Source organism: Phreatobacter sp. (genome assembly GCF_022843985.1).
Classification (GTDB): domain Bacteria; phylum Pseudomonadota; class Alphaproteobacteria; order Rhizobiales; family Phreatobacteraceae; genus Phreatobacter.
The window spans coordinates 157,384-180,053 of record NZ_JALHMP010000001.1 but is presented as its reverse complement, the minus strand read 5'-3'; the positions used below and the strand labels follow the sequence as shown (position 1 = coordinate 180,053).

The 22,670-nt window shown below is 65.5% G+C and carries 33 protein-coding genes; 31 read left to right on the top strand and 2 right to left on the bottom strand.

What is annotated here, in order from left to right; genetic code table 11:
- Positions 1 to 18: 18 nt before the first annotated feature.
- From fusA to rplQ, 29 genes are all read left to right on the top strand, one after another.
- A complete protein-coding gene (fusA, locus tag Q0C57_RS00925; RefSeq protein WP_296570778.1) occupies positions 19 to 2,094 on the top strand; it encodes an elongation factor G in 2,076 nt (691 codons plus the stop codon).
- Positions 2,095 to 2,160: 66 nt separating this feature from the next.
- The gene (gene tuf, locus Q0C57_RS00920; protein WP_296570776.1) at positions 2,161 to 3,351 is read left to right on the top strand and encodes an elongation factor Tu; all 1,191 of its coding nucleotides are present in this window, start codon (positions 2,161 to 2,163) and stop codon (positions 3,349 to 3,351) included.
- A 65-nt stretch (positions 3,352 to 3,416) separates the two neighbouring features.
- Complete coding sequence (gene rpsJ / locus Q0C57_RS00915) at positions 3,417 to 3,722, top strand: 30S ribosomal protein S10 (protein ID WP_296570773.1); 306 nt, start codon at positions 3,417 to 3,419, stop codon at positions 3,720 to 3,722.
- Between the two features lie 135 nt (positions 3,723 to 3,857).
- Entirely contained in the window at positions 3,858 to 4,580 is a 723-nt protein-coding gene (gene rplC, locus Q0C57_RS00910; RefSeq protein WP_296570772.1) for a 50S ribosomal protein L3, read from the top strand.
- Position 4,581: 1 nt separating this feature from the next.
- On the top strand, positions 4,582 to 5,202 hold the full coding sequence (gene rplD / locus Q0C57_RS00905) for a 50S ribosomal protein L4 (RefSeq protein ID WP_106748010.1): 621 nt from the start codon (positions 4,582 to 4,584) through the stop codon (positions 5,200 to 5,202).
- Positions 5,199 to 5,498, top strand: coding sequence for a 50S ribosomal protein L23 (locus Q0C57_RS00900; RefSeq protein ID WP_296570769.1), 300 nt, complete (start codon positions 5,199 to 5,201; stop codon positions 5,496 to 5,498). The genes rplD and Q0C57_RS00900 overlap by 4 nt, the downstream gene beginning before the upstream one ends.
- A gap of 15 nt (positions 5,499 to 5,513) precedes the next feature.
- Complete coding sequence (gene rplB, locus Q0C57_RS00895; RefSeq protein WP_296570767.1) at positions 5,514 to 6,347, top strand: 50S ribosomal protein L2; 834 nt, start codon at positions 5,514 to 5,516, stop codon at positions 6,345 to 6,347.
- A gap of 12 nt (positions 6,348 to 6,359) precedes the next feature.
- Positions 6,360 to 6,638 carry a 30S ribosomal protein S19 gene (rpsS, locus tag Q0C57_RS00890; protein WP_106748013.1) on the top strand — a complete coding sequence of 93 codons (279 nt, stop codon included), beginning with the start codon at positions 6,360 to 6,362 and terminating at the stop codon, positions 6,636 to 6,638.
- A 3-nt stretch (positions 6,639 to 6,641) separates the two neighbouring features.
- Complete coding sequence (rplV, locus tag Q0C57_RS00885) at positions 6,642 to 7,025, top strand: 50S ribosomal protein L22 (RefSeq protein ID WP_296570764.1); 384 nt, start codon at positions 6,642 to 6,644, stop codon at positions 7,023 to 7,025.
- Between the two features lie 10 nt (positions 7,026 to 7,035).
- Positions 7,036 to 7,749 carry a 30S ribosomal protein S3 gene (rpsC, locus tag Q0C57_RS00880; RefSeq protein ID WP_296570760.1) on the top strand — a complete coding sequence of 238 codons (714 nt, stop codon included), beginning with the start codon at positions 7,036 to 7,038 and terminating at the stop codon, positions 7,747 to 7,749.
- Between the two features lie 18 nt (positions 7,750 to 7,767).
- Positions 7,768 to 8,181, top strand: coding sequence for a 50S ribosomal protein L16 (gene rplP, locus Q0C57_RS00875; RefSeq protein WP_296570757.1), 414 nt, complete (start codon positions 7,768 to 7,770; stop codon positions 8,179 to 8,181).
- Between the two features lie 11 nt (positions 8,182 to 8,192).
- Complete coding sequence (rpmC, locus tag Q0C57_RS00870) at positions 8,193 to 8,390, top strand: 50S ribosomal protein L29 (protein ID WP_296570754.1); 198 nt, start codon at positions 8,193 to 8,195, stop codon at positions 8,388 to 8,390.
- 11 nt (positions 8,391 to 8,401) lie between these two features.
- A complete protein-coding gene (gene rpsQ / locus Q0C57_RS00865; protein WP_296570752.1) occupies positions 8,402 to 8,635 on the top strand; it encodes a 30S ribosomal protein S17 in 234 nt (77 codons plus the stop codon).
- 75 nt (positions 8,636 to 8,710) lie between these two features.
- Positions 8,711 to 9,079, top strand: coding sequence for a 50S ribosomal protein L14 (rplN, locus tag Q0C57_RS00860; RefSeq protein WP_296570747.1), 369 nt, complete (start codon positions 8,711 to 8,713; stop codon positions 9,077 to 9,079).
- Positions 9,079 to 9,396 (top strand): 50S ribosomal protein L24, encoded by a 318-nt coding sequence (rplX, locus tag Q0C57_RS00855; RefSeq protein ID WP_296570745.1) that lies wholly within the window; start codon positions 9,079 to 9,081, stop codon positions 9,394 to 9,396. The genes rplN and rplX overlap by 1 nt, the downstream gene beginning before the upstream one ends.
- Positions 9,389 to 9,946, top strand: coding sequence for a 50S ribosomal protein L5 (gene rplE / locus Q0C57_RS00850; protein ID WP_296570740.1), 558 nt, complete (start codon positions 9,389 to 9,391; stop codon positions 9,944 to 9,946). Before rplX ends, rplE begins: the two co-directional genes overlap by 8 nt.
- 54 nt (positions 9,947 to 10,000) lie before the next feature.
- Positions 10,001 to 10,306: a 30S ribosomal protein S14 gene (gene rpsN / locus Q0C57_RS00845; RefSeq protein WP_106748022.1), complete on the top strand. Its 306-nt coding sequence runs from the start codon at positions 10,001 to 10,003 to the stop codon at positions 10,304 to 10,306.
- A gap of 13 nt (positions 10,307 to 10,319) precedes the next feature.
- On the top strand, positions 10,320 to 10,718 hold the full coding sequence (gene rpsH, locus Q0C57_RS00840) for a 30S ribosomal protein S8 (RefSeq protein WP_296570735.1): 399 nt from the start codon (positions 10,320 to 10,322) through the stop codon (positions 10,716 to 10,718).
- A 37-nt stretch (positions 10,719 to 10,755) separates the two neighbouring features.
- A complete protein-coding gene (gene rplF / locus Q0C57_RS00835; protein WP_296570732.1) occupies positions 10,756 to 11,289 on the top strand; it encodes a 50S ribosomal protein L6 in 534 nt (177 codons plus the stop codon).
- A gap of 82 nt (positions 11,290 to 11,371) precedes the next feature.
- Positions 11,372 to 11,734, top strand: a complete 363-nt coding sequence (gene rplR / locus Q0C57_RS00830) for a 50S ribosomal protein L18 (RefSeq protein ID WP_296570729.1) — start codon at positions 11,372 to 11,374, stop codon at positions 11,732 to 11,734.
- Between the two features lie 37 nt (positions 11,735 to 11,771).
- Complete coding sequence (rpsE, locus tag Q0C57_RS00825; protein ID WP_106748026.1) at positions 11,772 to 12,326, top strand: 30S ribosomal protein S5; 555 nt, start codon at positions 11,772 to 11,774, stop codon at positions 12,324 to 12,326.
- Between the two features lie 11 nt (positions 12,327 to 12,337).
- Positions 12,338 to 12,523 (top strand): 50S ribosomal protein L30, encoded by a 186-nt coding sequence (gene rpmD, locus Q0C57_RS00820; protein ID WP_296570726.1) that lies wholly within the window; start codon positions 12,338 to 12,340, stop codon positions 12,521 to 12,523.
- 4 nt (positions 12,524 to 12,527) lie between these two features.
- Positions 12,528 to 13,004: a 50S ribosomal protein L15 gene (rplO, locus tag Q0C57_RS00815; RefSeq protein WP_296570721.1), complete on the top strand. Its 477-nt coding sequence runs from the start codon at positions 12,528 to 12,530 to the stop codon at positions 13,002 to 13,004.
- 204 nt (positions 13,005 to 13,208) lie between these two features.
- The gene (gene secY / locus Q0C57_RS00810; RefSeq protein WP_296570718.1) at positions 13,209 to 14,537 is read left to right on the top strand and encodes a preprotein translocase subunit SecY; all 1,329 of its coding nucleotides are present in this window, start codon (positions 13,209 to 13,211) and stop codon (positions 14,535 to 14,537) included.
- A complete protein-coding gene (locus tag Q0C57_RS00805; RefSeq protein WP_296570715.1) occupies positions 14,534 to 15,115 on the top strand; it encodes an adenylate kinase in 582 nt (193 codons plus the stop codon). Before secY ends, Q0C57_RS00805 begins: the two co-directional genes overlap by 4 nt.
- A 196-nt stretch (positions 15,116 to 15,311) precedes the next feature.
- The gene (gene rpsM, locus Q0C57_RS00800; protein ID WP_296570711.1) at positions 15,312 to 15,680 is read left to right on the top strand and encodes a 30S ribosomal protein S13; all 369 of its coding nucleotides are present in this window, start codon (positions 15,312 to 15,314) and stop codon (positions 15,678 to 15,680) included.
- A gap of 85 nt (positions 15,681 to 15,765) precedes the next feature.
- On the top strand, positions 15,766 to 16,155 hold the full coding sequence (gene rpsK / locus Q0C57_RS00795) for a 30S ribosomal protein S11 (RefSeq protein ID WP_296570707.1): 390 nt from the start codon (positions 15,766 to 15,768) through the stop codon (positions 16,153 to 16,155).
- Between the two features lie 141 nt (positions 16,156 to 16,296).
- Positions 16,297 to 17,313: a DNA-directed RNA polymerase subunit alpha gene (locus tag Q0C57_RS00790; RefSeq protein WP_296570704.1), complete on the top strand. Its 1,017-nt coding sequence runs from the start codon at positions 16,297 to 16,299 to the stop codon at positions 17,311 to 17,313.
- Positions 17,314 to 17,365: 52 nt separating this feature from the next.
- Positions 17,366 to 17,785, top strand: a complete 420-nt coding sequence (gene rplQ / locus Q0C57_RS00785; protein ID WP_106748034.1) for a 50S ribosomal protein L17 — start codon at positions 17,366 to 17,368, stop codon at positions 17,783 to 17,785.
- A gap of 70 nt (positions 17,786 to 17,855) precedes the next feature.
- Here the strand turns inward: rplQ and Q0C57_RS00780 are convergent, their stop codons facing one another.
- Positions 17,856 to 19,049 (bottom strand): YbfB/YjiJ family MFS transporter, encoded by a 1,194-nt coding sequence (locus tag Q0C57_RS00780; protein WP_296570698.1) that lies wholly within the window; start codon positions 19,047 to 19,049, stop codon positions 17,856 to 17,858.
- Positions 19,049 to 19,801, bottom strand: a complete 753-nt coding sequence (locus Q0C57_RS00775; protein WP_296570695.1) for a hypothetical protein — start codon at positions 19,799 to 19,801, stop codon at positions 19,049 to 19,051. Before Q0C57_RS00775 ends, Q0C57_RS00780 begins: the two co-directional genes overlap by 1 nt.
- Before the next feature lie 123 nt (positions 19,802 to 19,924).
- Here Q0C57_RS00775 and Q0C57_RS00770 point away from each other — a divergent pair, with 123 nt between their 5' ends.
- Together Q0C57_RS00770 and Q0C57_RS00765 are read left to right on the top strand one after the other, a co-directional pair.
- The gene (locus Q0C57_RS00770) at positions 19,925 to 21,337 is read left to right on the top strand and encodes a DegQ family serine endoprotease (protein WP_296570692.1); all 1,413 of its coding nucleotides are present in this window, start codon (positions 19,925 to 19,927) and stop codon (positions 21,335 to 21,337) included.
- A gap of 4 nt (positions 21,338 to 21,341) precedes the next feature.
- A complete protein-coding gene (locus Q0C57_RS00765) occupies positions 21,342 to 22,646 on the top strand; it encodes a replication-associated recombination protein A (protein WP_296570689.1) in 1,305 nt (434 codons plus the stop codon).
- Positions 22,647 to 22,670: the final 24 nt, after the last annotated feature.

Genomic DNA, 22,670 nt, shown 5'->3' with positions numbered 1-22,670 from the left:
ACCGAAGGAACTGAGATCATGCCGCGCACGCACGCGATCGAGGACTACCGCAATTTCGGAATCATGGCCCACATCGATGCGGGCAAGACGACGACGACCGAGCGGATCCTCTACTACACCGGCAAGTCCCATAAGATCGGCGAAGTCCACGACGGCGCCGCGACCATGGACTTCATGGAGCAGGAGCAGGAGCGCGGCATCACCATCACGTCCGCCGCGACGACCGCCCAGTGGGCGGGCAAGCGCCTGAACATCATCGACACGCCCGGCCACGTCGACTTCACCATCGAGGTCGAGCGTTCTCTGCGCGTGCTCGACGGCGCAGTCTGCGTCCTCGACTCCAACCAGGGCGTCGAGCCGCAGACCGAGACGGTCTGGCGCCAGGGCGACAAGTACAAGGTCCCGCGCATCGTCTTCGCCAACAAGATGGATAAGACCGGCGCCGACTTCTACATGTGCCTTGAGGACATCAAGAAGCGCCTCGGTGCGAAGCCGATCGCCATTCAGCTGCCGATCGGGTCGGAATCCAACTTCAAGGGCCTCGTCGATCTCGTCCGCATGAAGGCGGTCGTCTGGTCGGGCGAGTCGCTCGGCGCCGATTTCGACGCCAATCTCGAGATCCCCGACGATCTCAAGGAGAAGGCCGCCGAGTATCGTAACGAGCTGGTCGAGGCCGCCGTCGAGCTCGACGATGCCGCGATGGAAGCATATCTTGAGGGCAACGAACCGGATGAAGCGACTCTGAAGCGCCTCATCCGCAAGGCCGTCCTGACCTCGGCCTTCTTCCCCGTGCTCTGCGGCTCGGCCTTCAAGAACAAGGGCGTCCAGACGCTTCTCGACGCCGTGGTCGACTATCTGCCGTCGCCTGTCGACGTGCCGGCGATCAAGGGGATCGACCCCAAGACCGAGGCCGAGATCGAGCGCAAGTCGTCCGACTCCGAGCCCCTGTCGCTCCTTGGCTTCAAGATCATGGACGACCAGTACGGCGTCCTGACCTTCTGCCGCATCTATTCGGGCAAGCTCGAGAAGGGCATGGCCCTGATGAACTCGTCCCGCGAGAAGAACGAGCGTGTCGGCCGCATGGTTCTCATGCACGCCAACAACCGCGAGGAAATCGCCGAGGCCTATGCCGGTGACATCGTCGCTCTCGTCGGCCTCAAGGACACCCGCACCGGCGACACGCTCTGCGACCCGCAGAAGCCCGTCATCCTCGAGCGCATGGAATTCCCCGAGCCGGTCATCGAGATGGCCGTCGAGCCGAAGACCAAGGCTGACCAGGAGAAGATGGCCCTGGCGCTGATGAAGCTGGCCTCGGAGGATCCGTCCTTCCGTGTCTCCACCGACGCCGAGTCCGGCCAGACCCGGATCAAGGGCATGGGCGAGCTCCATCTCGACATCAAGGTCGACATCCTGCGCCGCACCCACAAGGTCGACGTCACGGTCGGCGCTCCCGAGGTGGCCTTCCGCGAGAAGATCACCAAGCGCGCCGAGATCGACTACACCCACAAGAAGCAGACGGGCGGCACCGGTCAGTTCGCGAAGATCAAGATCATCGTCGAGCCGAACGAAGCCGGCGCCGGCAATGCCTTCGAGTCGAAGATCGTCGGTGGCGCGGTTCCCAAGGAGTACATCCCGGGCGTCGAGAAGGGCATCGACTCGGTCATGGGGGCGGGCATCATCGCCGGCTTCCCCGTGGTCGACGTCAAGACGACCCTCATCGACGGCGCCTACCACGACGTCGACTCCTCGGTCCTCGCCTTCGAGATCGCCTCCCGCGCCGCCATGCGCGAGGCGCTTCAGAAGTGCGCTTCGGTGCTGCTCGAGCCGATCATGTCGGTCGAGGTCGTCACCCCTGAGGAGTACACCGGTTCGGTCATCGGCGATCTCAACTCCCGCCGTGGCCAGATCCAGGGTCAGGACATGCGTGGCAATGCCAACGTGATCCAGGCCAAGGTGCCGCTCATGAACATGTTCGGCTACGTCAACCAGCTGCGCTCCTTCAGCCAGGGCCGCGCCAGCTACACGATGCAGTTCAGCCACTACGAGCAGGCGCCGTCCAACGTCGCCGCCGAAGTTCAGGCCAAATACGCGTAAACATCGGTCTCTTGCCGGACCGGGTCCACTGATCCTCCGGCATCGCGAACATTGAAGGAGGCCGTCATGGCCAAGGAAAAGTTCAACCGGAATAAGCCGCACTGCAACATCGGCACGATTGGTCACGTTGACCACGGCAAGACGTCGCTGACGGCGGCGATCACGAAGGTCCTTGCCGAGTCTGGCGGCGCGACGTTCACGGCCTATGACATGATCGACAAGGCGCCGGAGGAGAAGGCGCGCGGCATCACGATCTCGACGGCGCATGTGGAGTATGAGACGGCGAACCGTCACTACGCCCACGTCGACTGCCCGGGCCACGCCGACTACGTGAAGAACATGATCACCGGCGCGGCGCAGATGGACGGCGCGATCCTGGTGGTTTCGGCGGCTGACGGTCCGATGCCGCAGACGCGCGAGCACATCCTTCTGGCCCGCCAGGTCGGCGTTCCCGCGCTGGTGGTGTTCATGAACAAGGTGGATCTTGTCGACGACGCCGAGCTTCTCGAGCTTGTCGAGATGGAGATCCGCGAGCTTCTGTCGAAGTACGAGTTCCCTGGCGACGACATCCCGATCACCAAGGGTTCGGCCAAGGCGGCTCTGGACAATGTCAATCCGGAGATCGGCCATGACGCCGTTCTGGCGCTGATGGCCACCGTCGACAGCTACATCCCGCAGCCGGAGCGTCCGGTTGACATGCCGTTCCTGATGCCGGTCGAGGACGTGTTCTCGATCTCGGGCCGCGGCACGGTGGTGACCGGCCGCGTTGAGCGCGGCATCGTGAAGGTGGGCGAGGAAATCGAGATCGTCGGCATCCGCGACACGCAGAAGACGATCGTCACGGGCGTCGAGATGTTCCGCAAGCTGCTGGACCAGGGCCAGGCTGGCGACAATATCGGTGCGCTGCTGCGCGGCACGAAGCGCGAGGACGTCGAGCGCGGCCAGGTTCTGTGCAAGCCGGGTTCGGTGAAGCCGCACACGAAGTTCAAGGCCGAGGCCTATATCCTGACGAAGGAGGAGGGCGGCCGCCACACGCCGTTCTTCACCAACTACCGTCCGCAATTCTACTTCCGCACCACCGACGTGACGGGCATCGTGACCCTTCCCGAGGGGACGGAGATGGTGATGCCGGGCGACAACATCGCCATGACGGTGAGCCTGATCGTGCCGATCGCCATGGAGGAGAAGCTGCGCTTCGCCATCCGTGAAGGCGGCCGCACCGTCGGCGCCGGCGTCGTCGCCGCCATCATCGAGTGATTTATTTCCCGAGGACGCGCGGCGTGCCGCGCGTCTTCCCCGCTTTGCCTTAAAGGGGCGAACCAATGAGCCAGAACATCCGGATCCGCCTCAAGGCGTTCGACCACCGGGTCTTGGACACCTCGACGCGCGAGATCGTCAACACGGCGAAGCGCACGGGTGCCCAGGTCCGCGGGCCGATTCCGCTGCCGACGCGGATCGAGAAGTTCACGGTGAACCGCTCGCCGCACATCGACAAGAAGTCGCGTGAGCAGTTCGAGATCCGCACCCACAAGCGGCTTCTCGACATCGTGGACCCGACCCCGCAGACGGTAGACGCGCTGATGAAGCTCGATCTCGCCGCCGGTGTCGACGTCGAGATCAAACTCTGAGTCCTGCGACAGGCCGATGACGGCCTGCCGACAAATATGCCGATGCACCGTTGACCGGCGCATCTCACGTTGAACCCGGGTCCTCTCCGGTCCGCCCTCAGGGCACGGACGACCCCAAAACGAGGAATGCGCGCGATGCGTTCCGGTGTGATTGCCAAGAAGATGGGGATGACCCGCATCTTCACCGATGGCGGTGAGCACGTCCCTGTGACGGTGCTTCTGCTGGACGACTGCCAGGTCGTTGCCCACCGCACGGCGGAGCGGGATGGCTATCTGGCGCTGCAGCTCGGCGCCGGGCTTGCCAAGGTGAAGAACACGACGAAGGCCCAGCGTGGCCACTTCGCCATCGCCAAGGTCGAGCCGAAGCACGAGATCGTCGAGTTTCGTGTCGGCGAGAAGGAGGTCGTGCCGGTCGGCGCCCGCTTCTCCGCCGATCACTTCATTGCCGGCCAGTTCGTCGACGTGACGGGCACCAGCCAGGGCAAGGGCTTTGCCGGCGCCATGAAGCGCCACAATTTCGGCGGTCTGCGCGCCACCCACGGCGTCTCCGTCTCGCACCGTTCCCACGGTTCGACCGGTAACCGCCAGGACCCCGGCAAGGTGTTCAAGAACAAGCGCATGGCCGGCCATATGGGCGATGTGCGTGTCACCACGCAGAACCTCAAGGTCGTGCGCACCGACGTGGAGCGCGGCGTGATCATGGTCGAGGGCGCTGTCCCCGGCTCCAAGGGTGGCTGGATTCTCGTCCGCGACGCGGTGAAGAAGCCGCTGCCGAAGGACGCGCCGCTGCCGGGTGGCTTCAAGCTGCCGGGTGCCGACGCCGCTCCGGCTGCCGCCGCCGAAACCACGGAGGGTTGAGATGAAACTGACAATCAAGACCCTGGAAGGCGCCGACGCCGGCTCCGTTGATCTCTCGGATGAGATCTTCGGCCTCGAGCCCCGTGCCGACATCCTCCACCGCGTCGTTCGCTGGCAGCTCGCCAAGCGCCGCGCCGGCACCCACGACGTCAAGAACCGCGCCGAGATCCACCGCACCGGCAAGAAGATGTACAAGCAGAAGGGAACGGGTTCCGCCCGTCACTCCTCGGCGCGTGCCAACCTCTTCCGCGGCGGCGGTCGCTCCTTCGGTCCGACCCCGCGCTCCCACGAGCACGATCTGCCGAAGAAGGTCCGTGCCCTCGGCCTCAAGCATGCTCTCTCCACCAAGGTGAAGGCCGGCTCGTTCGTGGTGCTGGAAAAGGCCTCCACCGAGGCTGCCAAGACCAAGTCGCTGAAGGCGCAGTTCGAGAAGCTCGGCTTCAAGAGCGTGCTGATCATCGACGGCGCCGAGGTCGACAAGAACTTCGCGCTCGCGGCCCGCAACATCCCGCTCGTCGATGTCCTCCCCGTGCAGGGCATCAACGTCTACGACATCATGCGCCGGAACACCCTGGTCCTGACCCGGGCGGCCGTCGACGCACTGGAGGCGCGCTTCAAATGAGCACCGTCGATCCGCGTCACTACGACGTCATCAAGGCGCCGCTGATCACCGAGAAGGGCTCGCTGGTCGCTGAAAACAACCAGGTCGTCTTCAAGGTGGCCCTGGAAGCCACCAAGCCGCAGATCAAGGCGGCGGTGGAGAAGCTGTTCGACGTCAAGGTCAAGAGCGTTAACACGCTCGTCCAGAAGGGTAAGACCAAGCGTTTCAAGGGCATGCTCGGCCAGCGCTCCGACGTGAAGAAGGCGGTTGTGACCCTCGCCGAGGGGCACTCCATCGACATCACGACCGGTCTGTGAGGCGAGGGGTAAACCATGGCACTCAAGACTTTCAAGCCGATCACGCCGAGCCTTCGTCAGCTCGTCCTGGTCGACCGCTCGGACCTCTACAAGGGCAAGCCTGTCAAGTCGTTGACGGAAGGCAAGCACTCGACCGGCGGCCGCAACAATCTCGGGCGCATCACCTCGCGGTTCCGCGGCGGTGGTCACAAGCGCTCCTACCGTCTCGTGGACTTCAAGCGCCGCAAGACGGACATGGCGGCCGTGGTGGAGCGGATTGAGTATGATCCGAACCGTTCGGCCTTCATTGCGCTGATCAAATATGCCGACGGCGAGCTGTCCTACATCCTGGCGCCGCAGCGCCTGGCCGTTGGTGACAGCGTCATCTCGGCCGAGAGCGCCGACGTGAAGCCCGGCAATGCGATGCCGATCGCCAACATCCCCGTGGGCACGATCGTGCACAACGTGGAGCTGAAGATCGGCAAGGGCGGCGCTGTCGCCCGATCCGCCGGCACCTATGCCCAGATCGTCGGCCGTGACGAGGGCTATGTCATCCTTCGCCTCAATTCCGGCGAACAGCGTCTCGTCCACGGCCGTTGCCTCGCCTCCATCGGTGCGGTTTCGAATCCGGACCACATGAACGTATCGATCGGCAAGGCCGGTCGTAACCGCTGGCTTGGCTGGCGCTCGCACAACCGCGGCGTCGCCATGAACCCGATCGACCACCCGCACGGCGGCGGCGAAGGCCGCACCTCCGGCGGCCGTCACCCCGTCACGCCCTGGGGCTTCCCGACCAAGGGCAAGAAGACTCGTTCGAACAAGCGGACCGACAAGTTTATCGTGTCGAGCCGTCATTCGAAGAAGAAGTAACAGAGGCCCGTCATGGCACGTTCCGTCTGGAAAGGTCCGTTCGTCGACGGATACCTCCTGAAGAAGGCCGAGGCAGCCCGCTCGTCGGGCCGTCACGAGGTCGTCAAGATCTGGAGCCGTCGCTCCACGATCCTGCCCCATTTCGTGGGGCTGACCTTCGGCGTCTACAACGGTCAGAAGCATGTCCCGGTGCAGGTCACCGAGGAGATGGTTGGCCACAAGTTCGGCGAATTCTCGCCGACCCGCACCTTCTACGGCCATGCGGCCGACAAAAAAGCGAAGCGGAAGTGAGCCATGGGTAAGTCCGCAACACCCCGCGCGCTGGCCGACAACGAAGCCAAGGCGGTCGCCCGCATGCTTCGGGTCTCGCCGCGCAAGCTGAACCTGGTTGCCGCGCTGATCCGCGGCAAGCCGGTCGACACCGCGCTCGCCGATCTGGAGTTCTCGCGCAAGCGGATCGCCAGCGACGTCAAGAAGTGCCTCGAGAGCGCCATCGCCAATGCCGAGAACAACCATGACCTCGACGTCGACGATCTGGTCGTCGCCGAGGCCCATGTCGGCAAGGCCTTCGTGCTGAAGCGCTTCCACGCCCGTGCCCGCGGTCGCGGCGCCCGGATCGAAAAGCCGTTCTCGCACCTGACGATCGTTGTTCGTCAGGTCGAGGAAGCCAAGGCCTGAGGAGAGAACGATGGGTCAGAAGATCAATCCGATCGGTTTCCGCCTCGGCATCAACCGGACGTGGGATTCCCGCTGGTTCGCCAACAAGGGCGAGTACGGCAAGCTGCTGCACGAGGATCTCAAGATCCGCCGTGAACTGATGAAGCTGCTGAAGCAGGCGGCGGTCTCCAAGATCGTCATCGAGCGTCCGCACCGCAAATGCCGTGTCACGGTCCACTCGGCTCGCCCGGGCATCGTGATCGGCAAGAAGGGCGCCGACATCGACAAGCTGAAGAAGGCCGTCTCGAAGATGACCGACGCCGAAGTCGTCATCAACATCGTCGAGATCCGCAAGCCCGAGACCGACGCGACCCTGGTGGCCGAGTCGATCGCCCAGCAGCTCGAGCGTCGCGTCGCCTTCCGCCGTGCCATGAAGCGTGCCGTTCAGTCGGCCATGCGTCTGGGCGCTGAAGGCATCCGCATCAACTGCTCGGGCCGCCTCGGCGGCGCCGAGATCGCCCGCCTGGAGTGGTATCGCGAAGGTCGCGTGCCGCTGCACACCCTGCGTGCCGACGTCGACTATGGCGTTGCCACGGCCTTCACGACCTACGGGACGTGCGGCGTGAAGGTGTGGATCTTCAAGGGCGAAATCATGGAGCACGATCCGATGGCCCAGGACAAGAAGTTGTCCGAGGGCGAGGGATCGACCCGCCGTTCCCGCGGTCAAGACCGCGACGCGGCGTGAGGATGAAGGTCTAGAACCATGCTTCAGCCCAAGAAAACCAAGTACCGTAAGCAGTTCAAGGGTCGCATCAGCGGCGCCGCGAAGGGTGGTACCGACCTGAACTTCGGCCAGTTCGGCCTGAAGGCCATGGAACCGGAGCGCATCACCGCGCGCCAGATCGAGGCCGCCCGTCGCGCGATGACCCGCGAGATGAAGCGCGCCGGCCGTGTCTGGATCCGCATCTTCCCCGATGTGCCGGTGTCGAAGAAGCCCGCCGAGGTCCGCATGGGCTCCGGCAAGGGTGCCAACGAATACTGGGCCGCCAAGGTCGCTCCTGGCCGCATCATGTTCGAGCTCGACGGCGTTCCCGTCGACGTCGCCAAGAAGGCGCTGGAACTGGCCGCTGCCAAGCTGCCGATCAAGACGCGCTTCGTGCAGCGCATCGCTGAGTGAGGAGAGGCGTCATGAAGGCCGAAGAAGTCCGGACCAAGACCCTCGACGAACTCGAGGGCCAGCTGGGTGACCTGAAGAAGGAGCAGTTCAACCTGCGCTTCCAGAAGGCCACCGGTCAGCTCGAGAACGTCGCGCGCGTCCGTCAGGTCCGCCGCGACATCGCCCGCGTCAAGACCATCGCCGCGCAGAAGCGCGCCGAGAAGAAGTAAGGAGAGGGCATATGCCGAAGCGTGTGCTCGAGGGCATCGTCGTCAGCGACAAGCAGGACAAGACGGTCGTGGTGAAGGTGGAGCGTCGCTTCACCCATCCGCTGCTGAAGAAGACGGTGCGTCGCACCAAGAACTATCACGCCCACGATGAAGGCAATGCCTTCAAGGCGGGCGACGTGGTGAGCATCGAGGAGGCCAAGCCCTTGTCGAAGCTGAAGCGTTGGGTCGTGCTGCCGAAGGCGTGAGCTTTCGGTGATCGTTAGAACAGCGCGCCGCCGTCGGGGAGACCCGAGACGGGCGCGAAAGGAAGAGGTTGCGTCATGATCCAGATGCAAACCAATCTCGATGTGGCGGATAATTCGGGCGCACGCCGCGTCATGTGCATCAAGGTGCTCGGTGGCGCCAAGCGCCGTTACGCCCATGTCGGCGACATCATCGTGGTGTCGGTGAAGGAAGCGATTCCGCGCGGCCGCGTGAAGAAGGGCGACGTCATGAAGGCGGTCGTCGTTCGCACCGCCAAGGACATCCGCCGCGTCGACGGCTCGGTGATCCGCTTCGACCGCAATGCGGCCGTTCTGATCAACAATCAGAAGGAGCCGATCGGCACCCGTATCTTCGGACCGGTTCCGCGCGAGCTGCGGGCCAAGAACCACATGAAGATCATCTCGCTCGCGCCGGAGGTGCTGTGATGGCTGCGAAGATCAAGAAGGGCGACAAGGTCGTCGTTCTCACCGGTCGCGACAAGGGTCGCACCGGCGAGGTGATCCAGGTCATGCCGACCGAGGGCCGTGCTCTCGTGCGCGGCGTCAATATCGTGAAGCGCCATCAGCGCCAGAGCCAGACGTCGGAAGGCGGGATCATCTCCAAGGAGAGCCCGATCCATCTGTCGAACCTGGCCTATGCCGACCCGAAGACCGGGGAGCCGACGCGTATCGGCTTCAAGGTTCTCGCCGACGGCAAGAAGGTGCGTGTGGCCAAGAAGTCCGGGGAGACCATCGATGGCTGAGGCGGCATACACCCCGCGCCTCAAGGCGCATTACGACAGCGTGGTCCGGCAGAAGCTTGCCGAGGAGTTCGGTTACAAGAACCCCTTCGAGATCCCGCAGATCGAAAAGATCGTCGTCAATATGGGCGTCGGCGAATCCACCGCCGATTCCAAGAAGGCGACGGTCGCCGCAGCGGATCTCGCGTTGATCACCGGCCAGCGGCCGGTCATCACCCGGGCCCGTCAGGCCATTTCGAACTTCAAGGTTCGCGAGAACATGCCGCTGGGCTGCAAGGTCACCCTTCGCAAGCAGCGCATGTACGAGTTCCTCGACCGCCTGGTCACGATCGCGCTCCCGCGCGTCCGTGACTTCCGCGGCCTCAACCCGAAGAGCTTCGACGGCCGTGGCAACTTCGCCATGGGTCTGAAGGAGCACGTCGTGTTCCCCGAGATCTCCTATGACAAGGTGGATCAGATGTGGGGCATGGACATCATCGTGTGCACCACCGCCAAGACCGACGAGGAAGCCCGTGCTCTCCTCAAGGCCTTCAACTTCCCGTTCCGGCAGTGAGCCGGGTTTCTTGAACTAGAAGCCCGTCTCAGACGCGGAAACCAGGAGAAACCGATGGCGAAGAAGAGCTCCATCGAAAAGAACAACCACCGCCGCGCTCTGGTCGCGCGGGATGCCAAGAAGCGCGCTGCGCTGAAGGCGACCGTGATGGACCAGTCGATCTCGATCGAGGAGCGTTTTGCGGCGACCGTGAAGCTTGCGAGCCTGCCGCGCAACGGCGCCAAGGTCCGCATCAAGAACCGCTGCGAAGTCACCGGCCGTCCGCGGGCGTTCTATCGCAAGCTCGGCATGAGCCGCGTGGCTCTGCGTGACCTCGGCAACAAGGGGCTCGTTCCGGGCCTCGTGAAGTCGAGCTGGTGAGAGGAGACAGATCATGGCCCTCAACGATCCGCTCGGTGATATGCTGACCCGCATCCGCAACGCGCAGATGCGCCGCAAGACCCGCGTCCTGACGCCGGGCTCGAAGCTGCGCGCCCGCGTGCTCGAGGTGCTCAAGTCCGAAGGCTATATCCGCGACTACATGACCGTCACGCATCCGAACGGTCGTTCGGAATTCGAGATCGAGCTCAAGTATTTCGACGGTGAGCCGGTCATCCGCGAAATCTCGCGCGTCTCCAAGCCTGGCCGCCGGGTCTATGCCGGCGTCGGCAACACGCCGCGCGTGTCCAACGGTCTCGGCATCACGATCATCTCCACCCCCAAGGGTGTGATGGCCGACCACGATGCCCGGGAACAGAATGTAGGCGGGGAGGTGCTCTGCACGGTCTTCTGACCTGGCAGGGCTCCCTCACGACAAAGGACGATATCCAATGTCTCGTATCGGTAAGAAGCCGGTCGACCTGCCGCAGGGCGTTACCGCCCAGGTGTCTGGCCAGACCGTGAAGATGAAGGGTCCCAAGGGTGAACTCTCGTTCACCTGCCCGGAGGACGTGACCGTCAAGATCGACGGCAACGTCATCAAGGTGGACCCGCGCGACCAAGGCAAGCGCGCCCGCTCCATGTGGGGCATGGCCCGCACCCGTGTGTCGAACCTCGCCGTCGGCGTGAGCAAGGGCTTCGAGAAGAAGCTTGAGATCACCGGCGTCGGCTATCGTGCGGCCGCGCAGGGCAAGGTTCTCAACCTCGCACTCGGCTACAGCCACGACATCAACTATCCCGTGCCGGAAGGCATCACCATCGCGACGCCGAAGCCGACCGAGATTGTCATCTCCGGCAACGACAAGCAGCAGGTGGGCCAGGTCGCCGCCGAGATCCGCGAATATCGTGGTCCGGAGCCCTACAAGGGCAAGGGCGTCCGCTACGCGGGCGAGTTCATCTTCCGCAAGGAAGGCAAGAAGAAGTAAGGCGGGCGGCCCCGGGTCGGGGCCTGTCCGTCTTCCGGGATGCGTGGCCTGTCAGGCGCGCATCCGATCAAAGGAGCTGGCTATGGCCAATTTTAAGGATGCAACGGAGCGTCGCAAGGCGCGTGTCCGTCGGGCCCTGCGCTCGACGGCGAATGGGCGTCCGCGGCTGAGCGTCTTCCGGTCGTCGAAGCATATCTATGCGCAGATCATCGACGATTCGAAGGGCGTGACGGTTGCGAGTGCCTCGTCACTGGAGAAGGACCTGAAGTCTTCGCTGAAGACCGGCGCCGATCAGGCCGCGGCATCTGCCGTCGGCAAGCTCATCGCCGAGCGCGCAGTGCAGGCGGGGGTTTCCACCGTGGTCTTCGACCGCGGCGCCTATCTCTATCACGGGCGCGTCAAGGCGCTCGCCGACGGCGCCCGCGAGGGCGGCCTGAGCTTCTAACGGATACGGGCGGTTCTCACCGCCGAAAGGACAGAACATGGCTCGGGAACGTGAACGCGAGCGCAACCGCGAAGAGCGTGACAGCGAATTCACCGACAAGCTCGTGCACATCAACCGTGTCTCCAAGACGGTGAAGGGCGGCAAGCGCTTCGGTTTTGCTGCGCTCGTCGTGGTGGGCGACCAGAAGGGCCGCGTCGGCTTCGGCCACGGCAAGGCCCGCGAGGTGCCGGAAGCGATCCGCAAGGCGACCGAATCGGCCAAGCGCGGCTTCATCCGCGTCGCTCTGCGCGAGGGCCGCACCCTCCATCATGACGTGCACGGTCGTCACGGCGCCGGAAAGGTCATCCTGCGCGCAGCTCCGGCGGGTACCGGCATCATCGCCGGCGGTCCGATGCGCGCCGTCTTCGAAACGCTCGGCATGGCCGACGTGGTCGCCAAGTCGATGGGGTCTTCCAATCCCTACAACATGGTGCGCGCCACGTTCGACGCGCTGAAGAACCAGGACAGCCCGCGCTCCGTCGCGGCTCGCCGTGGCCTCAAGGTGTCGGTCCTCCAGGCCCGCCGCCAGGAGGAAGGCGAGGGTGACGCGTAAGGATCGGATCCATGGCCAATAAAGCAACCGTCACCATCGAGCAGATCGGCTCGCCGATCCGCCGCGAGAAGTCGCAGGAAGCGACCCTCGTCGGCCTGAAGCTCAACAAGCTGCACCGTCGTGCCACGCTGGAGGACACCCCGAGTGTCCGCGGCATGATCGCGAAGGTCGCTCACCTCGTGAAAGTGGTGGATTGATCTCATGAAACTCACCGACATGAAGGACAACGACGGCGCAACGCATCGCAAGATGCGCGTCGGTCGTGGCATCGGGTCCGGCAAGGGCAAGACCGCCGGTCGCGGCGTGAAGGGCCAGAAGTCGCGCTCCGGCGTCGCCATCAAAGGCTTCGAGGGCGGTCAGATGCCGCTGCATCGCCGCCTGCCGAAGCGTGGCTTCAACAACATCTTCCGCCTCTCGTTCGTCGAAGTGACGCTCGCCCGCATCCAGCGCGCGATCGACTCCGGCAAGCTGAAGGCCGGCAAGATCGACGAGGCCGCCCTGGTCGAGAGCGGCGTCATCCGTCGCTCGCGCGATGGCATCCGCCTCGTGGCCACCGGCGAACTGACGTCGAAGATCGAGCTGACCGTCACGGGCGCTTCCGCCGGCGCCGTTGCGGCTGTCGAGAAGGCTGGCGGCACCGTCACCCTCCTGACGCCGAAGGAAGAGGCCGCGGCCTGACGGCCGGCCGGTCCTCCCTATCCGGGCGCGACGTTCAAGGTTCGAGGGGCCGGTTCGACGAGGACCGGCCCCTCTTCATCTGTACGAGCCTTCCGCCCCGCGTCGCCCTGCGACGCCGGGGGGCTGGCTAAGGCGGCCCCGGGCCGCTAAGTGAATGCGACTTTTCCGGATGGACGCGTCCGTCCCTCTTGCATCGGAGCCACCATGGCATCGGCAGCGGAACAACTGGCCGCCAATCTGAATTTCGGTGCCTTCGGCAAGGCCGAGGACCTGAAGAAGCGCCTGTGGTTCACCCTCGGCGCTCTGCTGGTCTATCGCCTCGGCACCTATATCCCGCTGCCAGGCATCGATCCGGAAGCGCTGCGTCAGATCTTCAACGCCAACCAGGGCGTTCTGGCGATGTTCAACGTCTTCGCCGGCGGCGCCGTCGGGCGCATGGCGATCTTCGCGCTGAACATCATGCCTTACATCTCCGCCTCCATCATCATCCAGCTGCTGACCGCCGTCGTGCCGGAGCTCGAGAAGCTGAAGAAGGAGGGCGAGCAGGGCCGCAAGCAGATCAACCAGTACACCCGCTACCTGACCGTGGTCCTTGCCGTGTTCCAGTCCTGGGGCATCGCGGTCGGCCTGCAGTCCTCCGGGACGGTCGTCGCTAATCCCGGCCTGTTCTTCGTCATGAGCACCGTGATCACCCTGACCGGTGGCACCATGTTCTTGATGTGGCTCGGAGAGCAGATCACCCAGCGCGGCGTCGGTAATGGCATCTCGCTGATCATCTTCGCTGGAATCGTCGCCGAACTGCCGAGCGTCCTCGCCCAGGCTTTCGAACTCGGCCGTCAGGGCGTCATCGCGACGCCGCTTCTCCTCGGGCTGCTCGTGCTGATCGCCTTCACGATCGTCGTGATCGTCTTCTTCGAGCGGGCCCAGAGGCGGCTGCTGATCCAGTATCCAAAGCGTCAACAGGGCAACAAGGTCTTCGAGGGGAACTCGTCCCATCTGCCCTTGAAGCTGAACACGGCCGGCGTCATTCCGCCGATCTTCGCCTCGTCGCTGCTGTTGCTGCCGACCACCGCGCTGTCGTTCCAAACGGATCCGGCGGAATGGCTGCGCCTGACCGCCCAGCTTCTCGGCCACGGGCAGCCGCTGTTCATGGCGCTTTATGCGCTCCTGATCATCTTCTTCTGCTTTTTCTACACGGCCATCGTGTTCAACCCGACGGAAACGGCCGACAATCTGCGCAAATATGGTGGCTTCATTCCCGGCATCCGGCCCGGCGAGAAGACCGCGCAATACATCGACTACGTCCTGACCCGCATCACGGTCGTCGGCGCCGCCTATATCACCCTGGTCTGCCTATTGCCCGAAGTGCTGATTGGCCAGCTTGGACAAAGCTTCTATCTGTTGGGCGGCACCTCGCTGCTTATCGTCGTCACCGTGACGCTCGATACGGTCGCGCAGGTCCAGGGTTATCTGTTGGCCCACCAGTATGAGGGGCTGATCAAGAAGTCGCAGCTCAGGGGGAAACGTCGATGAAGCTGATTCTGCTCGGGCCTCCCGGAGCGGGGAAGGGGACCCAAGCACAGCGTCTGGTGGAGCACCACGGGCTCGTGCAGCTCTCCACGGGTGACATGCTCAGGGCCGCTGTCAAGGCGGGAACGCCGATCGGTCTGAAGGCCAAGGACGTCATGGCACGCGGCGAACTCGTCTCCGACGAGATCGTCGTCGGCATCATCGAGGATCGGATCGCCGAACCCGATTGCGCCAAGGGTTTCATCCTCGACGGCTTCCCGCGCACGGTCGCCCAGGCCGAGGCTCTCGATGCCATGCTGGCCAAGTCCGGCATGGGGCTTGACGCGGTCATCGAACTGAAGGTCGACGAGGGCATCCTGGTCGGCCGTATCGAGAAGCGTGTCGCCGAAATGACGGCCCGCGGCGAGGCGGTACGGGCCGATGACAATGCCGAGGCCTTGAAGAAGCGGCTCGACGCCTATCGCGCCCAGACCGCACCGGTCTCCGACTACTATGCCTCGAAGGGGGCTCTGAAGACGGTCGACGGCATGGCGCCGATCGACGACGTCACGAAAGCCATCGCGGCCCACCTCGGAGTCTGAGGTTTCCGGCAGTTTCGGCTTGACGGGCGGGCGGTGGCAGGCTATGCGCCCCATCTCGTCCGATCGACGGTAATCTCGATCCGTCTGCTGTGCAGGCGGATCGAACCGTTTCAAGGACAACCATGCAAGGGCCGGCCTCCACCGGCGCATGGGTTCATTTCTCACCGCGGCAACGCGGATCACATGGAGACGAGATATGGCTCGTATCGCGGGTGTCAACATCCCGACCAACAAGCGCGTAATAATCGCGCTGCAGTACATTCACGGCATCGGCGCGAAATACGCCAGCGAGATCTGCGAGAAGGTCAAGATCCCGGCCGAGCGCCGTGTGAATCAGCTGACCGACCAGGAAATCCTCGCGGTGCGCGAGACCATCGACCGCGACTACATGGTCGAGGGCGACCTGCGCCGCGAAGTCTCGATGAACATCAAGCGTCTCATGGACCTCGGCTGCTATCGCGGCCTGCGGCACCGCAAGGGGCTGCCGGTCCGCGGCCAGCGCACACATACCAATGCCCGCACCCGCAAGGGCCCGGCCAAGGCGATCGCCGGCAAGAAGAAGTGATCATGACCTGGGGCGCCTCTAGCGCTCCGGCTCGTTTCCCGAGCGCCTGGCATTACGGGCGCGCCTGAAGGACAAGGACCAGACCATGGCCAAGGAAGCCAACCGCGTTCGCCGCCGCGAGCGAAAGAACATCGCCTCCGGCGTCTGCCACGTGAACGCGTCGTTCAACAACACGATGATCACCATCACCGACGCCCAGGGCAATACCATTGCCTGGTCCTCGTCGGGCACCATGGGCTTCAAGGGTTCGCGCAAGTCGACCCCCTACGCCGCCCAGGTCGCCGCCGAGGATGCCGCCCGCAAGGCCTCCGAGCACGGCATGCGCACCGTCGAGGTCGAGGTGTCGGGTCCCGGTTCGGGACGTGAATCGGCCCTGCGCGCCCTCCAGGCCGCCGGCTTTACCGTCACCTCCATCCGCGACGTGACCCCCATCCCGCACAATGGCTGCCGCCCACGCAAGCGCCGCCGCGTCTGAGTTGTTTTCACGTCTCGCAATCGAGGTCCGGCCTGTGGCGGTCCTCGATTTTCCATCCCCCGCCGCGCGGCGAGGGGAACCGGTCGTCAGGGTCCTGCAGGGGACGAGACAGCGGCCAGATCCAAGCGAAGGGTAGACCCCGTGATCCAGAAGAACTGGCAGGAACTGATCAAGCCGGAGAAGCTCCACATCGTTCCCGGCGATGACCCCAAGCGCATTGCCACTGCCACCGCCGAGCCGCTTGAGCGCGGCTTCGGCGTCACGCTGGGCAATGCCCTGCGCCGCATTCTCCTGTCCTCGCTCCAGGGCGCGGCCGTCTCTGCCGTGCAGATCGATGGCGTGCTGCACGAATTCTCGTCGATCCCGGGCGTGCGCGAGGATGTCACCGACATCGTCCTGAACATCAAGGACATCGCTATCAAGATGCAGGGCGACGGCCCCAAGCGCATGGTCGTGCGCAAGGAAGGTCCGGGCGTCGTCACCGCCGGCGACATCCAGACCGTCGGCGACGTCGTGGTCCTCAATCCGGAATTGGTCATCTGCACCCTCGACGAGGGCGCGGCGATCCGCATGGAATTCACCGTCGACACCGGCAAGGGCTACGTGCCCTCCGAGAAGAACCGCGCCGAAGACGCGCCGATCGGGCTCATTCCGGTCGACAGCCTCTATTCGCCGGTCAAGAAGGTGTCCTACCAGGTCTCGCCGACCCGCGAGGGCCAGGTGCTCGACTACGACAAGCTGACCCTGACGGTCGAAACCAACGGTTCGGTCTCGCCCGAGGATGCCATCGCCTATGCGGCGCGCATCCTGCAGGACCAGCTGGAAATCTTCGTGAACTTCGAGGAGTCGCGCAAGGAAGTCGTCCAGGAGTCGATCCCGGATCTGGCCTTCAACCCGGCGCTGCTGAAGAAGGTCGACGAGCTGGAGCTGTCGGTCCGCTCGGCCAACTGCTTGAAGAACGACAACATCGTCTATATCGGCGATCTGATCCAGAAGACCGAGGCGGAAATGCTCCGCACTCCGAACTTCGGCCGCAAGTCGCTGAACGAGATCAAGGAAGTGCTTGCCCAGATGGGCCTCCACCTCGGCATGGAGGTTACGGGCTGGCCGCCGGAGAATATCGAAGAGCTCGCCAAGCGCTTCGAGGACCACTACTGATTTTTCAATTCTCGCCGACCGTGAGGTCCGCGATCCACCGGAGGACAAGGCGATGCGTCACGGCAAAGCCCACCGCAAGTTCAACCGCACGGCCGAGCATCGTCAGGCGATGTTTGCCAACATGTGCGCTGCGCTCATCAAGCACGAGCAGATCGTTACCACCCTGCCGAAGGCGAAGGACCTGCGTCCGATCGTCGAGAAGCTGGTGACGCTCGGCAAGCGCGGCGACCTGCATGCCCGCCGTCAGGCGGTCTCGCAGATCCGCGACCTCGGCATGGTCAAGAAGCTCTTCGAGGTTCTCGGCCCCCGCTACCAGTCGCGCCAGGGTGGATACACCCGCGTGCTGAAGGCGGGCTTCCGCTACGGCGATAATGCGCCGGTCGCGGTGATCGAGTTCGTCGACCGCGACGTCGACGCCAAGGGCAAGGATTCCGGTCCGGTCCAGGCGAAGCCGGAGCAGGCCGCGGCCTGATCCTGCCGGTCGCTTGGCGGCCTGCCCTTGCGGCGGGTCCGAGGAAGGGCGGCCCCGGGGCTGCCCTTTTTCATTGAGCGTCAGGGGACGGTGCGCGGCCGCGGCGGGCCGTGATCAATTCCAGCGCCAGCCCGGTCGCCATGATGCCGCCGGCAAGGGCGAAGACGAGGGCGTAGCTGCCGGTCGCCACGAGCAGCGCCGTGAAGCCATAGGCCGCCGCCGCCTGGACGACCGCGAAGGCGACCGTCTGCAGCGCCCAGGCGGCGGTGTGGGCGGCCGGACCGACGATCTCGCGGGTGCGCCCGGAGGTGGATGATCCCAAACCGATCATCAGCCCTCCCGCCATCATGGCGGAGAGCGTCAGCAGCAAGAGATTGTGGGTGAGGGCGGGAATGGCCGCGCCGATGGCCATCAGGGCGACGATGACGCGCAGCACCGGCCCATAACCGAATCGGTCGGCGGCGAGCCCTGCAACCATGGGGGCGAGGACGGCTGTGATGCCCGCTGCCACCCAGATCCAGCCTCCCACTGCCAGGCCGAATCCGAGATCGCGCGCCACGTGATCGACGAAGAAGATCGTATGCGGGACATAGCCCGCCGCGGCGCCGCAATAGGCGGCCGCGAGGCCGAAGAACGCGGGATCGCGGCGCCAGGCCGGTGCTGGAGCGTTGCGATTGGCGGCGACGGGGGGAGCCGAGCGCGGCAGGAAGGCCATCATCACGACGCTGGCGATGGCCAGCGCCGCCGCCAGGGCGAGCCAGGCGCCGGCAGGCCCGCCTGCGGCAAAGGCCGGTACGGCGGTCCCCGAGAGCACGAAACCGGTTCCGACCCCGGCGAAGGCGAGGCCGTTGGCCCGTCCCCGGTGCGAGGGCGCCACGACATTGGCGACCACCGGCGGGATGACGATCATCAACACGCCGCCGGTGGCCCCCGACAGCGCCCGCAGCGCGATGAAGGCCCAGGCCGGAAGCGGGGTCGCCGAGACCGCGAAAGCGAGCACTGCGAATGCCGCCGCGACCGTGATCGCCGGCCGGACCCCGAGCGCCCTTGCCGTGGCCAGGGCCGTTCCGGCGCCGACGATATAGCCGGCGAGGTTGAAGGCCCCGGCGAGATGCAGCGTCGTCGGGCTCGCCCAGCCCGCTTCCACCATGGCGGGGATGAGCGGGGGATAGCCGAAGCGCCCCATGCCCACCCCGATGAGAAGACCGCAATAGCCGGCGAGGACCGGGGCGAAGAAGTCGCGCCAGCCCCAGGCCTGTGGCATCAGATGCTGCGCTCGATGGCGACGCTCCGGCAATCCATCTCGTAATCGAGCCCGACGACCGGGGGCCGGTTGAAATGCCAGGTCAGGCCGCAGCGGGCCGCCCCGCGCCGGACGATCTCGTCGGCGAGGAAGGGGTGGATGTCGTGCACGCAATAGACCTGTGCCGCGGTCGTCACCGACCAGCCATGGCCGAAGGCCGCCATGCGTTTTTCCATCTGCTCCAGCACGAAGATGCCCTTCTCGCGCAAGCCCTGCGGGCTGGTGTCGTTGAGGCGGACGATGCGTTCGGCATAGGGCCCGGATCCCTCGCGCGCCTCGCCGGAGCCGGAAATGACGAATTGCGGCACGCCGGCATCACCCGCGGCAATATAGGAAAAGGCGTGGAAGGACGGCTCCGGCGGGCCGCCGATCTCCGGACAGACATTCGACCGTGCCACGGGATTGGCCTTGGTCGCGGGGTCATAGATGCCCCATTCGGCGAGTGTCCCGACATAGATCTCGTTGAAGGCCTTGAAGCCGGCATCGTCGAAGGGGGCGGGCGATCTGAGTTCGCAGGCACAGAAGGCGGTCAGCGGCCGCCCGGCTCCCTTGATCATTGCAGCGATACGGGCAAAGCCATCCTTCAGCGGCACGGGGTTGCGGAACATCACGCGCTCGACGTGATAGCCGGGCAGGGCGGCGGCACCGGCGGAATACTGGAACACGCTCGGCACATAGCGGTAATTGCCGGCGGCAAAGTCGATCGGTGTCATGGGGGTCTCCGCGTTTCCTCTGACCCGAGGGTGGTCGCTGGCCCGGAGCCGGTCAATCCGTTCGCGTGCATCGGCCGCCTGCATTCCCTTCCGGGACGGCGGCGCCGTCGCTATATTGCGGCCATGACCAGATTCACCATCCTCGTTCTTGCCGCCGCTCTCGCGGCCCTCGCCACCTCGCCCGCATCGGCCCAGCGTCAGGCGCCGCAGAGCCGCGCCGAGATGCAGCTGTCGTTCGCGCCCGTCGTGAAGCGCGCCGCACCGGCCGTGGTCAATGTCTATGGCGCCCGCGTTGAGCAGGTGCAGGCCCATCCCTTCTTCGACGATCCGATCTTCCGCCGCTTCTTCGGTGACCGCGGCGGGCCGCAGCAGGGCCCCGGCCGCGCCGAGGTCGCCCGCTCGCTCGGTTCCGGCGTCATCGTCGACCGCTCCGGTCTCGTCATCACCAACAATCACGTCATCCAGAACATGACGGAGGTGAAGATCGCGTTCGCCGACCGGCGCGAGTTCGAGGTCGACATCGTCCTGCGCGACCCGCGCACCGATCTCGCCGTGCTGAAGCTGAAGAACCCGCCGACCGACCTTGCGGTGATCGACATCGGCGAGTCCGACGGGCTCGAGGTGGGCGACATCGTGCTGGCCATCGGCAATCCCTTCGGCGTCGGCCAGACGGTCACACAGGGCATCATCTCGGCTCTCGCCCGCACCCAGGTCGGTGTGGCCGATTATCAGTCCTTCGTTCAGACCGATGCCGCCATCAATCCCGGCAATTCCGGCGGCGCGCTGGTCGACATGTCCGGCCGCCTCATCGGCGTCAACACGGCGATCTTCTCGCGGTCCGGCGGCAGCCACGGCATCGGCTTCGCCATCCCCACCGCGCTGGTCCGCCTCGTGGTGGAATCGGCGAGGTCCGGCAGCCAGACCGTGCAGCGGCCCTGGTTCGGCGGTCGCCTGCAGACCGTCACGGCCGATGTTGCCGAAAGCCTGAGGCTCGCCCGTCCGACCGGGGCCCTGGTCGTGTCGGTGGTGCCGAATTCGCCCGCCGCCCGGGCCGGGATGCGCGCCGGCGACCTCATCACCGCCGTCGATGGCCAGGTGGTCGAGGACCCCGACGGTTTCGGCTACCGCTTCGGCGTCAAGCCGATCGGCGGCATGGCCAGCCTCGCCGTCACCCGCAATGGCCGCAATCTCGTCGTGCCGGTGGCGCTGCAACCGGCGCCGCCCGGCGGCCAGGACGCCATAACCCTCAGCGGACCCTCGCCCTTCGCCGGCGCGCGGGTCGCGACGCTCGCTCCCGGCATGGCCGACGAGTTGCGCGTCGCCCATCGCACCGACGGCGTCGTCATCATGGCGGTCGAGCCCAATTCGGCGGCGGGGCAGGTGGGTCTGCAGCCCGGCGACGTCGTCGTCGCCGTCAACGGCCGCGAGATCAGGACGCCGGCCGACCTGCGCGAGGCCACCGCGCAGCGCGCCCGCCTCTGGCGTTTCCAGATCGACCGCGGCGGCCAGATCATCAATTCCATGATGGGCGGCTGAGGGCGTGGACCTCTTCGAGGCCGCCGGCCCCGATCCCAAGGCGCCGCGTCCGCTCGCCGACCGCCTCCGCCCGCAGACCCTGGCCGAGGTCGCCGGCCAGGACCATCTGACCGGCCCCGACGGCGCGCTGACACGGCTCCTGCGCACCCGCTCGCTCGGCTCTCTCGTCTTCTGGGGTCCCCCAGGCACCGGCAAGACGACGGTGGCGCGGCTGCTGGCCGGCGAGACCGATCTCGCCTTCGAGCAGATCTCCGCCATCTTCACAGGTGTCGCCGATCTGAAGAAGGTGTTCGAACAGGCCCGCGCCCGGCGCGTCCAGGGCCGCGGCACGCTGCTCTTCGTCGACGAGATCCACCGCTTCAATCGCTCGCAGCAGGACGCCTTCCTCCCCGTCGTCGAGGACGGCACCGTGACCCTCGTCGGGGCGACGACGGAGAACCCGTCCTTCGAACTCAATGCGGCGCTGCTGTCGCGCGCCCGCGTGCTCACCTTCCGCTCCCTCGACGACGACGCGCTGGAGAAGCTTCTGGCCCGCGCCGAGGCGCTGGAGGCGAGGGCGCTGCCGCTCGACGCCGATGCGCGCCTCGCGCTCGTGCGCATGGCCGATGGCGACGGCCGGGCCATCCTGACGCTGGCGGAAGAGGTCTGGCGGGCCGCCGGCGCGGGCGAGGTTTTCGACACGGCCGGCCTGTCGGAGATCGTCCAGCGCCGGGCGCCGATCTACGACAAGGCGCAGGAGGGTCACTACAACCTCATCTCCGCGCTCCACAAGACGGTGCGCGGCTCCGATCCCGACGCGGCGCTCTACTACCTCGCGCGCATGCTGGATGCCGGCGAGAACCCGCTCTTCATCGCCCGCCGCGTCGTCCGCATGGCGGTCGAGGATATCGGCCTCGCCGACCCGCAGGCCCTCGTCGTCGCCAATGCCGCCAAGGACGCCTACGACTTCCTCGGCAGTCCCGAAGGCGAACTGGCGCTCGCCAATGCCGTGCTCTACGTCGCCACGGCGCCCAAATCCAACGCCGCCTACACCGCCTGGAAGGCCGCCATGGCGCTGGCCAAGGAACGCGGCAGCGTGACGCCGCCCAAGACCATCCTCAACGCCCCGACGAAGCTGATGAAATCGGAAGGCTATGGCGAGGGCTATCGCTACGACCACGACGAGCCCGACGCCTTCTCCGGTCAGGATTACTGGCCCGAGGCCATCGGCCGCCAGTCGCTTTACAGGCCGGTCGAGCGCGGCTTCGAGCGCGAGATCGGAAAGCGGATGGAGTGGTGGGCGAAGCTCAGGCGGGAGCGCGGTGGGTGACGCTTCACGCCGCTGCCGACATCC

Coding starts and splice junctions, on each gene's coding strand:
- fusA (WP_296570778.1), top strand. CDS start 19: ATGCCGCGCACGCACGCGATCGAGGACTACCGCAATTTCGGAATCATG.
- tuf (WP_296570776.1), top strand. CDS start 2,161: ATGGCCAAGGAAAAGTTCAACCGGAATAAGCCGCACTGCAACATCGGC.
- rpsJ (WP_296570773.1), top strand. CDS start 3,417: ATGAGCCAGAACATCCGGATCCGCCTCAAGGCGTTCGACCACCGGGTC.
- rplC (WP_296570772.1), top strand. CDS start 3,858: ATGCGTTCCGGTGTGATTGCCAAGAAGATGGGGATGACCCGCATCTTC.
- rplD (WP_106748010.1), top strand. CDS start 4,582: ATGAAACTGACAATCAAGACCCTGGAAGGCGCCGACGCCGGCTCCGTT.
- Q0C57_RS00900 (WP_296570769.1), top strand. CDS start 5,199: ATGAGCACCGTCGATCCGCGTCACTACGACGTCATCAAGGCGCCGCTG.
- rplB (WP_296570767.1), top strand. CDS start 5,514: ATGGCACTCAAGACTTTCAAGCCGATCACGCCGAGCCTTCGTCAGCTC.
- rpsS (WP_106748013.1), top strand. CDS start 6,360: ATGGCACGTTCCGTCTGGAAAGGTCCGTTCGTCGACGGATACCTCCTG.
- rplV (WP_296570764.1), top strand. CDS start 6,642: ATGGGTAAGTCCGCAACACCCCGCGCGCTGGCCGACAACGAAGCCAAG.
- rpsC (WP_296570760.1), top strand. CDS start 7,036: ATGGGTCAGAAGATCAATCCGATCGGTTTCCGCCTCGGCATCAACCGG.
- rplP (WP_296570757.1), top strand. CDS start 7,768: ATGCTTCAGCCCAAGAAAACCAAGTACCGTAAGCAGTTCAAGGGTCGC.
- rpmC (WP_296570754.1), top strand. CDS start 8,193: ATGAAGGCCGAAGAAGTCCGGACCAAGACCCTCGACGAACTCGAGGGC.
- rpsQ (WP_296570752.1), top strand. CDS start 8,402: ATGCCGAAGCGTGTGCTCGAGGGCATCGTCGTCAGCGACAAGCAGGAC.
- rplN (WP_296570747.1), top strand. CDS start 8,711: ATGATCCAGATGCAAACCAATCTCGATGTGGCGGATAATTCGGGCGCA.
- rplX (WP_296570745.1), top strand. CDS start 9,079: ATGGCTGCGAAGATCAAGAAGGGCGACAAGGTCGTCGTTCTCACCGGT.
- rplE (WP_296570740.1), top strand. CDS start 9,389: ATGGCTGAGGCGGCATACACCCCGCGCCTCAAGGCGCATTACGACAGC.
- rpsN (WP_106748022.1), top strand. CDS start 10,001: ATGGCGAAGAAGAGCTCCATCGAAAAGAACAACCACCGCCGCGCTCTG.
- rpsH (WP_296570735.1), top strand. CDS start 10,320: ATGGCCCTCAACGATCCGCTCGGTGATATGCTGACCCGCATCCGCAAC.
- rplF (WP_296570732.1), top strand. CDS start 10,756: ATGTCTCGTATCGGTAAGAAGCCGGTCGACCTGCCGCAGGGCGTTACC.
- rplR (WP_296570729.1), top strand. CDS start 11,372: ATGGCCAATTTTAAGGATGCAACGGAGCGTCGCAAGGCGCGTGTCCGT.
- rpsE (WP_106748026.1), top strand. CDS start 11,772: ATGGCTCGGGAACGTGAACGCGAGCGCAACCGCGAAGAGCGTGACAGC.
- rpmD (WP_296570726.1), top strand. CDS start 12,338: ATGGCCAATAAAGCAACCGTCACCATCGAGCAGATCGGCTCGCCGATC.
- rplO (WP_296570721.1), top strand. CDS start 12,528: ATGAAACTCACCGACATGAAGGACAACGACGGCGCAACGCATCGCAAG.
- secY (WP_296570718.1), top strand. CDS start 13,209: ATGGCATCGGCAGCGGAACAACTGGCCGCCAATCTGAATTTCGGTGCC.
- Q0C57_RS00805 (WP_296570715.1), top strand. CDS start 14,534: ATGAAGCTGATTCTGCTCGGGCCTCCCGGAGCGGGGAAGGGGACCCAA.
- rpsM (WP_296570711.1), top strand. CDS start 15,312: ATGGCTCGTATCGCGGGTGTCAACATCCCGACCAACAAGCGCGTAATA.
- rpsK (WP_296570707.1), top strand. CDS start 15,766: ATGGCCAAGGAAGCCAACCGCGTTCGCCGCCGCGAGCGAAAGAACATC.
- rplQ (WP_106748034.1), top strand. CDS start 17,366: ATGCGTCACGGCAAAGCCCACCGCAAGTTCAACCGCACGGCCGAGCAT.
- Q0C57_RS00780 (WP_296570698.1), bottom strand. CDS start 19,049: ATGCCACAGGCCTGGGGCTGGCGCGACTTCTTCGCCCCGGTCCTCGCC.
- Q0C57_RS00775 (WP_296570695.1), bottom strand. CDS start 19,801: ATGACACCGATCGACTTTGCCGCCGGCAATTACCGCTATGTGCCGAGC.
- Q0C57_RS00770 (WP_296570692.1), top strand. CDS start 19,925: ATGACCAGATTCACCATCCTCGTTCTTGCCGCCGCTCTCGCGGCCCTC.